11 protein-coding genes are annotated in these 13,443 nt (G+C 38.2%); 6 read left to right on the forward strand and 5 right to left on the reverse strand.

Annotation, left to right across the window (positions count from 1 at the left end):
• Window positions 1-93: 93 nt before the first annotated feature.
• A complete protein-coding gene (locus tag ACFQZ1_RS12150; protein ID WP_377882429.1) occupies window positions 94-948 on the reverse strand; it encodes a CvfB family protein in 855 nt (284 codons plus the stop codon).
• 403 nt (window positions 949-1,351) lie between these two features.
• Between ACFQZ1_RS12150 and ACFQZ1_RS12155 the strand changes: the two genes are divergently transcribed.
• Window positions 1,352-1,843, forward strand: a complete 492-nt coding sequence (locus ACFQZ1_RS12155; RefSeq protein WP_098306142.1) for a YajQ family cyclic di-GMP-binding protein — start codon at window positions 1,352-1,354, stop codon at window positions 1,841-1,843.
• A gap of 24 nt (window positions 1,844-1,867) precedes the next feature.
• Here ACFQZ1_RS12155 and ACFQZ1_RS12160 read toward each other — a convergent pair whose 3' ends face one another.
• The gene (locus tag ACFQZ1_RS12160; RefSeq protein ID WP_377882698.1) at window positions 1,868-3,160 is read right to left on the reverse strand and encodes an alpha-amylase family glycosyl hydrolase; all 1,293 of its coding nucleotides are present in this window, start codon (window positions 3,158-3,160) and stop codon (window positions 1,868-1,870) included.
• Window positions 3,161-3,442: 282 nt separating this feature from the next.
• Here ACFQZ1_RS12160 and ACFQZ1_RS12165 point away from each other — a divergent pair, with 282 nt between their 5' ends.
• Together ACFQZ1_RS12165 and ACFQZ1_RS12170 are read left to right on the forward strand one after the other, a co-directional pair.
• Window positions 3,443-4,732, forward strand: coding sequence for an ammonium transporter (locus ACFQZ1_RS12165; protein ID WP_377882430.1), 1,290 nt, complete (start codon window positions 3,443-3,445; stop codon window positions 4,730-4,732).
• 322 nt (window positions 4,733-5,054) lie between these two features.
• Window positions 5,055-5,312: a DUF3947 family protein gene (locus ACFQZ1_RS12170; RefSeq protein ID WP_377882431.1), complete on the forward strand. Its 258-nt coding sequence runs from the start codon at window positions 5,055-5,057 to the stop codon at window positions 5,310-5,312.
• 220 nt (window positions 5,313-5,532) lie between these two features.
• Here ACFQZ1_RS12170 and ACFQZ1_RS12175 read toward each other — a convergent pair whose 3' ends face one another.
• Window positions 5,533-5,700 carry a hypothetical protein gene (locus ACFQZ1_RS12175; RefSeq protein WP_377882433.1) on the reverse strand — a complete coding sequence of 56 codons (168 nt, stop codon included), beginning with the start codon at window positions 5,698-5,700 and terminating at the stop codon, window positions 5,533-5,535.
• 307 nt (window positions 5,701-6,007) lie between these two features.
• Window positions 6,008-7,510 (reverse strand): malate:quinone oxidoreductase, encoded by a 1,503-nt coding sequence (locus tag ACFQZ1_RS12180; protein ID WP_377882435.1) that lies wholly within the window; start codon window positions 7,508-7,510, stop codon window positions 6,008-6,010.
• A gap of 1,025 nt (window positions 7,511-8,535) precedes the next feature.
• Between ACFQZ1_RS12180 and ACFQZ1_RS12185 the strand changes: the two genes are divergently transcribed.
• The 3 genes from ACFQZ1_RS12185 to ACFQZ1_RS12195 all read left to right on the forward strand — a co-directional run bounded on the left by ACFQZ1_RS12185 (window position 8,536) and on the right by ACFQZ1_RS12195 (window position 11,043).
• Window positions 8,536-9,489: a metal ABC transporter substrate-binding protein gene (locus ACFQZ1_RS12185; protein ID WP_377882436.1), complete on the forward strand. Its 954-nt coding sequence runs from the start codon at window positions 8,536-8,538 to the stop codon at window positions 9,487-9,489.
• A 76-nt stretch (window positions 9,490-9,565) separates the two neighbouring features.
• A complete protein-coding gene (locus ACFQZ1_RS12190; RefSeq protein WP_377882437.1) occupies window positions 9,566-10,273 on the forward strand; it encodes a metal ABC transporter ATP-binding protein in 708 nt (235 codons plus the stop codon).
• Complete coding sequence (locus ACFQZ1_RS12195; protein ID WP_377882438.1) at window positions 10,219-11,043, forward strand: metal ABC transporter permease; 825 nt, start codon at window positions 10,219-10,221, stop codon at window positions 11,041-11,043. The genes ACFQZ1_RS12190 and ACFQZ1_RS12195 overlap by 55 nt, the downstream gene beginning before the upstream one ends.
• A 391-nt stretch (window positions 11,044-11,434) precedes the next feature.
• On the opposite strand, the gene asnB is transcribed toward ACFQZ1_RS12195, so the two are convergent.
• The gene (gene asnB, locus ACFQZ1_RS12200; RefSeq protein ID WP_377882439.1) at window positions 11,435-13,282 is read right to left on the reverse strand and encodes an asparagine synthase (glutamine-hydrolyzing); all 1,848 of its coding nucleotides are present in this window, start codon (window positions 13,280-13,282) and stop codon (window positions 11,435-11,437) included.
• Window positions 13,283-13,443 lie beyond the last annotated feature (161 nt).

Raw genomic sequence — 13,443 nt, forward strand, 5'->3', positions numbered from 1 at the left:
AAGATAGGCGGGGGATAACTGCTGGCATGCGCCCAATTGGTGAGAGCTGTCCATCAGTGGGGGATGAAGCTCCCCACTGATGGAAGTTTCACTTTATTTTTTAAAGTACGTCCAACCTTCTTCTTGATAAATCTTTTCTTCTTTCATCAATTTACCAAGAGCACGTTTGAAGGCTGCTTTACTCATGTTAAAGCGCTCTTGAATATCTTCCGGATAACTCTTATCCCAAAACGGCATTGCACCGCCGCGACTTTCCATATACTCATAAATAACCGCTGCATCATCTTCCATTCCTTCTTGCTTGCGAGGAAGAAGTGAAATGTTGATTGTTCCATCTTCTTTTACATCAACAATACGGCCTGTTACGCGCTCTCCAATACGCACTTGTTCTTTGCGCTCAGAATGGTGCAAAAAGGCACGGAAATGTTCATCTGTTAATACAAACGATCCTACTTGCAAAGAACGGTACACACGACCGTTTACATTTTTATTGCGCATAGATGGCGTTGCTTCTACTACAATCTCTTGCATGTCTGCATCTCTTGCTGGAAGCGCAATTAAACGACCGCGATTTGTTAATTTTAATGTACAATACAACTCATCGCCTTCTTCTGGCCAAACAGGAGTATAAATCGGAAACTCATCAGCTGGAATTAATATATCTTTTGAAACACCAATATCAACAAACACACCTAGACGAGGCTTTACTTCCACAACTTTAACCCAGTTCCAATCATTTGTTGTAATAGCCGGCGTCTTCATTGTTGCAGCAATTCGTTCTTGGTGATCAAGATATAAAAACACATCAATTGTGTCGCCCTCTTCAATCTCTCCAGCTACTTCATTTTTATGTAAAAATACTTCATCTTCTTCATAACCGACCATATACCCAATCTCTGTTTCGCGTAAAACTGTTACTTGTTCAATCGCTCCTGGTTGTAGCTTCATATTTTTAATTCCCTTCTCTATATAAAATTTATCCTATTCTAACGGGTGGCATCCTTATTGTTTCTTAATATAAAAACAGCTCATAAAACTAAATTAACATAAATGACCATCCATGGGGATACCCCCACTGATAGAAGTTTTGCTTTATTTTTTTATCATTCCAAACAAAGTTTCATTATACACGTTTTTTCCTTTATTTGTCCAACTGACCAAAATTAACTATAATAAAGTGAGACTTTAATCAGCGCGGGAGTCTCCCTCACTGATTATTAGTCGAACCAATTCGGCCTTTATAGGCTGATAATTCCCTATCCAACTCATGTATTTTTCGCTATACTTTAATCTGGACATTACTGCCGTTAAGGCGGGGGAAGAATTGGAATTTAATTTGGAGGTGCTTACTATGGCAAAAGATAGTTCTTTTGATATCGTTTCAAAAGTAGAATTTCCAGAAGTAACAAACGCTATTAATATCGCGTTAAAAGAAATTCAAAATCGTTATGACTTTAAAGGAAGCAAAAGTGATATTAAATTAGAAAAAGAGGAAATCGTTTTAACTTCTGATGATGAGTATAAACTTGATCAAGTAAAAGACGTTCTTATTTCAAAATTAATTAAGCGTGAAGTTCCTATTAAAAACTTAGATTACGGAAAAGTCGAAAGTGCTTCTGGCGGTACAGTTCGTCAACGTGCAAAGTTACAACAAGGCATTGACAAAGAAAACGCTAAAAAAATCAATAACATTATTAAAGACTTAAAATTAAAAGTAAAAACGCAAGTACAAGACGATCAAGTTCGCGTAACAGGTAAAAGCCGAGATGACTTACAAGCAGTTATCACAGCTGTACGCGGTGCTGATTTATCAATCGATGTACAATTTATAAACTATCGTTAATTGTACATGAAAAAAATCCTCTAATTAAGAGGATTTTTTTCGTTTCTTCACTAATACAATAAAAATCATGAACAACAAATAAACGCAAACTAGTGCCAAAATAAACGACCAGTTCCACCCCGTTTTTTCTGCAAGCGCATATACGTTAGCCGTTTCTCTTTTCATCACAAGATAATACTCCCCGTTTTCTTCTCGTACCATATCATCTTCTAGCAATCCACGCAGCTCACGATTTTCTCCAAGTTCACTTGCAGCAAGCGTCACCTTTTGCGTTTCTGTTGTATTATTAATAGCAATAAACGTTGTTTCATCTTTATACATACGTTTTATAATGCTCATGCCATCTTTATCATACAATAGTTCGAATGTTCCATACCGAAGTGATGGTAATGTTTTTCGAAGTTCTCCTAGCCTCTCTATATACTGCAAAAACTTCTCATCTGTTTTAAAATCCATTAAACGGCGATTATCCGGTGTCTTCCCTCCATCTAGCGCAATTTCAGTACCATAGTATATGAACGGAACACCCGGTGATGTATATAAATAAACAAGTGCTAATTTCAAACGGGTCGGTGGATAATATTTATTTTCTTTTGCGATTCTAACAAATCGCTCCGTTTGACTATTATCTACAAACGTCCCTTCCATTCTATCGCCGCTAATTCTCGTTACATCATACAGTGACTTTACAGACATATTCGGCTTTGCAAATACCTCCGTAATTCTCTGCTGATAAGCCTGATTGAATCCTCCCGTACTTTGCGTATCCTCTATTACAAAGAAATTTTGTTTCACACTCTTCACAGCTTCAATCACTTCATCCAAAAATGACCTCGTAATATTCTCATTATGTATCAAGTAATACCCGTCTATATCTGTTTCCTTAATCCACTTTTTCGCACCTTCAATCGTGCCCTTTTCATCTGCACGATCCACTACAAATTCAAACATGACTTTCATATCCCGTTTATGTGCTTCTTGGACAAGTTGCTGCATGTCCTTCATCGTTCCAAAATGTTCATTCATTTTTGTTATATCAGTAGGATGGTAACCATCATAACTACTGCTTTCAGTAGGCGGTGATAACAAAATAGAAGCAAAGCCCATCTCTTTTATATAATCAAGTTTTTTTATAATCCCTTGTATATCTCCACCTTGATACGCCTCTAAATCATTCGTATTCATCTCCTGATCATTTCTTGGATCACCATTATTAAAACGATCGATCATAATAGAATACACAATTTCATCTTGCCACTGCCTCGTTTCCTTCGCTGATACATGAATCGGTAATTGAAATAAAAATAACAGACACATGAAACATAGAAAATATTTTCCCAAACCCCTCTTCACATCGCTTCCCCCAAATTATTTTCTAATTATATGAAAAGTATAACAATTTATTGTAATCTCGTATACTCAAGCATTTCGATTGCTCAAAAGCAATATTTTTCCTTAACTAAAGATTTATCATGTTACATTTCCTTACACAATAAATTAAATTTTTAGAAAAATCTGTTGATTTATTTTTAATTATTGAATATGATACTAAATATAACTTTTTATGTTAATTTATATAACATTATAAGAGGGGGAAAAATGAGTATGGAAGACACAGTATTTCTTTTTTTATCTACCGTGATGGTGATGATTATGACACCTGGGCTTGCTTTGTTTTACGGAGGAATGGTTCGCAGCAAAAACGTACTTAGTACAACAATGCACAGTTATAGCGCAATGGCAATCGTGTCCATTCAATGGATTTTCATCGGTTACTCTTTAGCATTCGGGCCGGATTGGAATGGACTTATAGGTAATTTTGATTGGTTCGGACTACAACATGTTACTTTCACACCAAATGAAGCCTACAGCGCTACAATTCCACATAACTTATTCATGATGTTTCAACTCATGTTTGCAATTTTAACTCCCGCTTTAATTTCTGGTGCATTCGCAGAACGAATGCGTTTTTCCGCTTTCCTTATTTTCATCTTACTTTGGACGACAATTGTATACGATCCTGTTGCCCACTGGGTTTGGGGCGTAGGGGGATGGCTTCGAGAACTCGGAGCACTCGATTTTGCAGGAGGAAATGTTGTTCATATTACATCCGGTGTAGCAGGTCTTGTATTAGCTATTTTCCTAGGAAAACGCAAAGATGCCCACGACTCTTCACCTCATCACTTACCATTCACAATTTTAGGTGCAGGATTATTATGGTTTGGTTGGTTCGGCTTTAACGTCGGTAGCACATTAACATTAAATGACGTCGCACTCACAGCTTTTATTAATACAAATACAGCTGCTGCAGCTGCTGCACTTACATGGATGCTTACAGAATGGCTATTTCAAACAAAACCAACTGTACTAGGTGCCGCTTGCGGAGCTATTTCTGGCCTCGTTGCAATTACACCAGCTTGTGGTTTTGTGACACCATTATCTGCCCTTATTATAGGTGCAATTGGCGGTGCTCTTTGCTTCGGAGCAATCTATTTCTTAAAACATAAACTCGGTTACGACGATGCACTCGATGCCTTCGGTTGCCACGGCATTGGCGGAACCTGGGGCGGCATTGCAACAGGACTATTCGCTACAAAATCCATTAACAGTGCAGGTGTAGATGGATTGTTTTACGGAAATGCCGCACTTCTTTGGAAACAACTGCTCGCAATCGGAGCAACCTATGCTTTCACAGCCATAGCGACGTATGCGATTATTAAAGGTATTAGTTTATTCCTGCCAGTTCGCGCACATGAACATGAAGAGAAAATGGGACTTGACCTTTCCCTTCACGGAGAAAGGGCGTATGAACAAGTCGAAACCCCTCTTATTGGAGATATTTTAGATGGCAAGTTAAACCACCAAAGTGTGTACAATTCCCCCAAATAGGCCCCGTTTAAGCGAAATGATAAAAAGAGGATTTCATAATGAAATCCTCTTTCTTCTATTATTAAAGTTAGATGAAAAATGTATTTTACATTTGTAATGAGGCCTATTCGATTTATATTTTCAGCTTACAAAATCGGATAATTTGAAATGGATTCATGAAGTGAACCTTCTCTCAGTGGGGGTCTTACCGCTCACGAATAGGGGGATAAAACTATTTAATGGGTAATCTACCTGATTTGATTAAAGGTACGCTCTTTCCCTAGATATAGGTCATAACATATAAAGAGAATCCAACTACCATAAAGGAGCGCTATGAAATATCATGATAAATCCATTCTTTAACAATACAAGACAAGTAGGCGCGGGCGCGGGTTTGGGCGCAGGTGCTGTCACATTTAGTTCTGCCCAACAAACACTTCATGCAATTCATCAGGTGATGGCAACAGATCCTCTTTTGACACATGTCGTATATCATTATGCTACGCCCCATTATATTGTACATCACCCTGTTATCTCCCATCATGCTATGTATCCAGCTGCTCTCTCGACAATTCCCTTTGGCTCAATATATTATCTCTAAGGAAAGCTTTCGTCTTTCCTTTTTTCTTTGCACGAATAAAGTGAACCTTCCATCAGTAGGGGTTTCTTCATCCCCCACCTATCTTCTTCGCTTTTCTCTGAGCCTTAAGGTGGGGGCCTTACTGCTCACGAATAGCGGGATGAACCGGATATCCTATATATACATCTCAAGAGGGGGGAGAAACATTCGCTTTGTATGACACTAATAGCATCGATCAAGTTCAACATTTCTTTTTCTCCTCTATAACTGATAAGACATGAGCCTCTGCTCCATATTTTATTCGAATGGTTTTTCTAGCTTCCACGGATGTTCTCGCAGTAACTGATCTGATTTGTTTTTCTCCCTTTATTTCCATTTCAACAAGAAAGCATTTTGATCCGCATCTCATGTGGATCCCTCCCTTTTTACATCTTCGTAAACAAAGTCCGTTTGAATTTTTGCCGTTATTTGTGGTAAGGTCCGCCGTAGCCTCTCTAACTGCGAGTTTTGAAAAAAACAAAGAACCTTCAATCCAAAGATAGATCAAAGGTTCTTTGTTTTATTTCCAATGAAATTCTATTATTTACTCAATTCTTTATATAATTTTTTATTTTATCTCTGCTTTTTCAATCTCTTCATTATAGAAACAATTTTCCATTGATGAAAATGTCACTTAAACTTTTTCATTACATACCTTTGTTTCTACATCCAAAGATTTAACTACAGACTGGTTCTTTTTCGTTTAGACCAAGCGTCTGCGCTGTTGAAGTATAAATTTCTTGGAAAAGCTCTGGGTTTTCCATTAATGACACACCATGAGAAGGAATCATTTCTTTTATTTTCGGTTCCCACTCTTTCATATGTTGTGGGAAGCATTTTTCTAATACCTCAAGCATAACGTGAACGGCAGTAGAAGCACCTGGAGAAGCACCGAGCAATGCAGCTATCGAGCCATCAGCGGCACTAACAACTTCCGTACCAAATTGAAGTGTTCCTTTACCGCCAGCATCAGTATCTTTGATAACTTGCACACGTTGGCCCGCTACCACTGTATGCCAATCTTCGCTTTTGGCATTCGGAATAAACTCGCGTAATTCTTCCATGCGCTTTTCATTCGATAACATAACTTGCTGGATCAAGTATTTTGTCAATCCCATCTCTTTTACGCCTGCCGCCAACATAGTCAAGACATTATTCGGTTTTACGGAACCAATTAAATCAAAATTTGAACCAGTTTTTAAGAACTTTGGTGAGAAGCCAGCAAACGGTCCAAACAGCAATGTTTTTTTGTTGTCGATATATCTTGTATCAAGATGCGGAACAGACATTGGAGGAGCACCAACCTTAGCTTTACCGTATACTTTTGCATGATGCTGCTCTACAACTTCTGGATTGTTACATACCATAAATAAGCCGCTTACCGGGAACCCTCCAATATGTTTTGACTCAGGAATACCGGTTTTTTGTAGTAAAGGCAGACTTCCGCCTCCACCGCCGATAAAGACGAATTTTGCAGTATGGTATTCGATTTTACCGCTATCAATATCATGCACTTTTACTTCCCACGAACCGTCGCTAGTACGTTTAATATCCCCAACACTGTGCTTGTAGTTTACCTCGACGTCTTTACTCTGTAAGTAGTCAAACAACATGCGTGTTAAAGCACCAAAGTTGACATCCGTTCCAGAGTCAATTTTTGTTGCCGCTATCGGTTCATTCGGTGTACGCCCTTCCATGATAAGCGGAATCCACTCCTTCAATTTTTGAGGGTCATCGGAAAATTCCATCCCTTGAAACAGAGGATTGTTTGAAAGCGCTTCAAAACGGTTCTTCAAAAACTTTACATTTTTTTCCCCTTGCACTAAACTCATATGAGGTATCGGCATGATAAAGTTCTGTGGATTACGAATCAGATTTCTGTTTACAAGATATGCCCAAAACTGTCTTGAAAGCTGAAACTGTTCATTAATTTTTATAGCTTTGCTAATATCTACAGATCCGTCTGTTTTTTCGGATGTATAGTTAAGCTCGCACAATGCAGAATGGCCCGTACCCGCATTATTCCATTCGTTAGAACTTTCTTCTCCTGCGTTTGCGAGTTTCTCAAACACTTTGATTTCCCATTCAGGTACTAACTCTTTCAGTAATGATCCCAAAGTCGCGCTCATGACTCCGGCACCAATTAAGATAACGTCTGTTTTCTTCTGTATTTTGCTCATAATAACCTTCCTCATCCCCTATATTTACAAAAAAGAGTTGGCGCTCCTGCTTAGATGTCACCAAAAGCAATGCACCACCTAGACCCCACCTAGGAACAAACCTTTTCTGTCTCCACTATAACCATATCATATTCTATTATAATTATTTATAGAGTAAAATATCTACTATTATCTAGTAATTATAAAGCATTTAAAGCTAGTAAAAAAGTGAAAAATCCGTCCACAGGGCCCTAGGAACACACAAAAACCAAAACTTTAACTCAGTTTCTTGCAAGGATTAAGGCCCTGGTTTGTCATTACCAGTGAACCGAAACCCTCTAATTTCCACCGTTTCTTGCGGTATAGTTCTCCGCACTTAACAGAGAGTAACACGTTTAAAAAGGAAACCTTATTTAGTTTAAATATTTGAAAACTGATACAAAAGATATTTCATTTATCCATTAGTCGGCTTGCTCTACTTGTCTCATCAAATAGGCTATTTCCTATAATACAAAAATTCTCCCTTACAATTAGTATAATATTTTCAGAAGAAAGTGTCAGTATATAGTATGTACCTATGGCCATATAATTGCTATAATATAAATCGAAATGATTTCGCTTTATATAAGGAAGTTATTTTTTCATTTAAATCTGTTCTTAATCTACTTAAAAATCAAATTACAAATGCCACTATGATCGTACTAAATAAAGTAGGCTTAGTAAATGAAAAGTAATTAAAGAAAGCAAAAATGAGACGTACAAAATTATAGACACAGAAATACAAGTAATGGACATTTCTTATAGAAGTATAGTTGTAGAAGAGTTGTTACAAAAGCAAGCACATACGATTATATATTCATTTCATCACTTCTTCGGTCATGAACAGCACAATGAAATTAAAACTATTACAATCCAGGATATTCCTCTAATATCTAGGGGACAATTTTAAAAGTGGTTAACCTCAGATGGTAGTATTCTTTTCGTAAATCGTAACTACTATTATTTATATTAAGTTTCATATTTGTAAAAAGGAGAATGAATACATCATGAAAAAATGGAAATATGGTGCATTAGTAACTGCTTTGGCTCTTTCGACCGCTATTGCAGGTTGCTCTAAACAGGATGAGTCAAAAAGCAATACAAAACAAGACAAGTCTCTTAAGGTCGTAACTACATTTTATCCTATGTACGACTTTACAAAAAATGTGGTTGGATCCAATGGAAAAGTAGATGTGTTAATTCCTGCTGGGACAGAACCACACGATTTTGAACCCACTCCAAAAGATATTGCTAAAATTGAAAGTGCCGATGTGTTTGTATACAACAGTGACTCCATGGAAACATGGGTACCTAAAGTACTCAAAAGCCTTGATAATAAAAACATAAAAGTGGTAGATGCAAGTAAGGGTATTTCACTTATAGAAGGAACTGCTGAGGAAGAAAAAGATAAACATACAGATAAGAAACAAGAACATCCGATGGATCCTCATGTATGGTTAGATCCTGTGTTAGCCCAAAAAGAAGTAGAAAATATTAAGCAAGCAGTTATAGAAGCAGATCCAACTCATAAACAAGACTATGAAAAAAACGCAGATCAATTTAATGCAAAGCTAAAAGATTTAGATAACCAATTTAGAACAACTCTCGGTAATGCAAAACATAAAGAATTCGTAACGCAACATGCGGCATTTGGGTACTTAGCAAAAGAATATGGTCTTACTCAAATTCCAATTGCTGGTCTTTCGCCTGATCAGGAACCAAGTCCAGCCAAATTAGCGGAACTTCAAAAGTATGTAAAGGATAACAATATTAAGGTCATTTATTTTGAGGAAGTAACTTCTCCAAAAATAGCAAAAACTCTTGCGGATGAAACGGGAGCAAAAACAGTTGTATTAAGTCCAATTGAAGGAATTACAAAAGAAGAACAAGCCAAGGGAAATGACTATATTAGCTATATGAAAAAGAACTTGGATGCACTAAAACAATCTGTTATGCAATAGCAATAGTAGTGCGTTTTACAATCATGTAAAACGCACTATTTCTACTTATACCTAAAGAAAGGAAAAGGCGGATTTCATGAAACTTATATCTATGAATCAGGTTCAATTTAAGTATGGAAACGAAACCATTTTAGAAGATATTTCTCTCAATATAAATAGTGGTGAGTTTATTACACTGACTGGACCGAACGGAGCAGCAAAATCTACTCTGTTACGGATTATGTTAGGCTTATTAAAGCCCTGGAGAGGAACCGTAAACATTAGTAAAAAAAATGAACAAGGACAGAAACTTATCATTGGTTACGTCCCTCAACAAGTTTCCTCCTTTAATGTGGGATTTCCAAGTACCGTGTTAGAACTTGTACAATCTGGTCGTTTTCCTCGCGGAAAGTGGTTTCGTTCACTTTCTAAAGAAGATCATGAGTATGTTAAGCAAGCGCTACTTGGAGTCGATATGTGGAAATTTCGTAATAGCAAGATTGGAGAGCTATCAGGAGGACAAAAGCAACGTATTTGTATCGCTCGTGTCCTAGCTTCTGAACCAGACATTCTAGTTTTAGATGAGCCCACTACTGGCATGGATTTTGAAAGTCGCAATCATTTTTATCAATTGATGAGACATCATGTCACAGAACATGGACGAACGGTCATCATGGTTACACATGACTTGGATGATGTAAAACCGTGTGCAGATCGAAACATTTATTTAGAAAGAAAGGAGAACACACAATGGAGATGCTTCACTTTGGGTTCATGCAGCGAGCATTTTGGGCAGGCGGATTAATTGCCATGATAGCCCCCATATTAGGGATGTTTTTGATTTTAAGACGCCAGTCTTTAATGGCGGATACCCTTTCTCATATTTCGTTAGCTGGAGTAGCACTTGGTCTAACACTTCATTCCAATGTTAATTTAGTTACGATTATCGTTATTATTATTGGTGCATTAGGAATTGAATATATGAGAAATACTTATCGTACGTATTCAGAAGTATCCGTGGCTATCCTTATGGCAGCTGGATTATCCTTAGCTCTCGTCCTAATGAGTTTAAATCAAGGCGGTATTTCAACTAATGTAGAACAATATCTATTTGGATCGATTATCACAATTAGCAAAGAACAGCTTCGTTTCTTAGTAGTAGTTTGTATCTTGGTGGGAATCTATTATCTAGTGTTTCAACGCCCTATGTACGTACTGACGTTTGATGAAGATACAGCCTTTACAAGCGGACTACCTACAAAATGGCTATCCTTGTCCTTTAGCGTATTAACAGGTCTAACCATTTCCGTTATGATGCCTATTATAGGTGCATTGCTTGTATCAGCGCTTATGATATTACCAGCTGCTATTGCGATGCGTCTGGTAAAAGGATTTAAAGTAGCTATTCTATCGAGTATGGCAATAGGTGTCATTAGTATGTTTTTAGGACTCACGTCTTCATATAAATTAGGGACACCGCCTGGGGCAACTATTACACTTGTCCTTGTATTATTTTTACTTTGCGGCCTGTGCATTCAATGGGTTTGGAAATATATTCGTTCTAATCGCGCATAAAGTGAAACTTCCATCAGTGGAGAGTTTTTTCATCTCCCACTGATGGAAAGCTCTCACCAATCGGGCGCATGCCAGCAGTTATCCCCCACCTACCTTCTGTAGAAAAGCGGAAGCGGCTCGCCCAGAATCGCAGGACGTTGGAGCTCAAGGCAGAGAGGCGCTTTTTGCCTCGTCCGAGGGGGCGAAACGACCGGAGATTCTAGCCGCTAGAGCTGGACAACGCTTTTCTCTGAATCTTGAGGTGGGGGTCTTACTGCCTGCAAATAGCGGGATAAAGTGAAAGATATTACAATCTGTCACGTATTGTCTTAACAACAAAAGAAGCAGAGCAGCTTTCAAAATACGCTTATTAAAACTGAGGGTCATAGCTTACACGCTATGACCCTCGATTTCATTCCTTAATATTTATATTGTACTCCTTAAACCAAACATGAATTTGCCCTAAGTGTGCCAACAACTGTGGTCCTGTCATGAGCTGCCCGAACCACGGCGTTTGAAATGCACTGCCCCCTGATTCAATTAGCCCATGCAACTGCTCGCTATCAAATAATTCATGAAGAATGGACTGTTTATCCGTTAATAACTCTTGTAGCCATGAAGTAACTGCCTTCGTATAATACGGATTATGTGTTTTCGGATATGGGCTTTTCTTTCTATACAATACATCATCCGGCAATACACCTTCTAGCGCCTTGCGTAAGAGACCTTTTTCGCGATTTTTATACATTTTCATTTCCCACGGAATATTCCACGCATATTCGACAAGACGATGATCAGCAAATGGCACACGCACTTCTAAACTAGCTCCCATACTCATTCGATCTTTTCGATCAAGAAGGGTCGTCATAAACCAAATCATATTTAAATAAAATAATTGCCTTCTCTTTGCATCAAGTGCGTTCTCCCCTTCTAAAGCAGGTGTTTCGCGTACAGATTCTTCATAGCGACACTGTACATATTCTTGTAATTTGAGCTTTTTACGCCATTCTTTTCTTAATAATTTTTCACGAGCTTCTGTTGATCGCATCCATGGAAACGCACTTGACTGTAAGTCGTCTTCGCGATAAAACCACGGATACCCACCAAAAATTTCATCGGCACATTCACCTGACAAACTTACGACAAAATCTTGTTTAATTTCTCGGCAAAACCATAAGAGCGAGGAATCAATATCAGCCATTCCCGGCAAGTCACGGACAAGAACAGCTTCTGTTAAATGCTCCGCTAAGCTTTCGTTCGAAATAACGCAGCGATGATGGATCGTATCAAATGTATTTGTCATTAACGTAATAAACGGAGCATCTGAATTTGGCTGAAATGCATTCGATTTAAAATATTTTTCATTATCCTCATAATCAATCGAATACGTATGAAGCTTCCCTTTTCCTTCCCGTTCATACGCCATCGCTGCAAATGCAGTAATCGCACTAGAATCGACGCCTCCTGATAAAAATGTACATAATGGAACATCTGATACTAACTGCCTTGTAATCGCATCTTGCAATAGAAAACGAACTTTTTCTACCGTTTCTTCAAAACTATGTGTATGCTCTTCACTTACGACATTCCAATAACGCCAAACTTTTAAACCGTTTTTGGAAAACGTAAGCGCATGACCTGGACGCAATTCTTCGATTCCAGCAAATATACCATGCCCAGGGGTTCTGGACGGCCCCAATCCAAACACTTCCGCTAACCCTTCTGTCGTAACCTCCGCCTTGATATCTGGGTGAGCTAAAATCGCTTTTAATTCTGAGCCGAACAACAATCTTCCTGCATCACATTTGTAAAATAATGGTTTCACCCCTAATCGATCGCGCGCAATAAAAACTTTTTCTTCTTCCTCATCCCATACAGCAAATGCATAAATACCATTTAAATGCTCCACACATTGCTCTTTCCACTCTATATAGGCTGTTAATAATACTTCTGTATCTGAATGCCCCTGAAACGTATAGCCTCTTTCCTTTAATTCTTTTCGAATATCTTCTGTGTTATATAACTCTCCATTATAGGAAATTGTATAGCGTTCTTCTTTTTTCATCCGCGTCATCGGTTGTTTCCCGCCTTCTGGGTCAACAACAATTAACCGTTTATGCCCAAAAGCAACATGATTCATCAGCCAAACGTTCGTATCATCCGGTCCTCTCTTCGTGAGCGTTTCTGCCATCCTCGTTATTGTCCTTTTTTCTTCTGATAACACTTTTTTATACTCGACCCACCCCGTAATTCCACACATCGCAATCACCCTTTCTCATCTCGTATCCGCAGTCTGTTTTTATTGTATGCCCAATTTTGATTCAATGTTCCTTTGTCATGAAAACTCCCTCCCCTTATCTCCTCAGCCTCGGATTTTGAAGTGAGGGTTTCTCATGTATCATCTTTATCAGACGGCTTAAC

This window comes from Bacillus sp. CGMCC 1.60114, assembly GCF_042676365.1.
In the GTDB taxonomy this organism is placed as follows: domain Bacteria; phylum Bacillota; class Bacilli; order Bacillales; family Bacillaceae_G; genus Bacillus_A; species Bacillus_A rhizoplanae_A.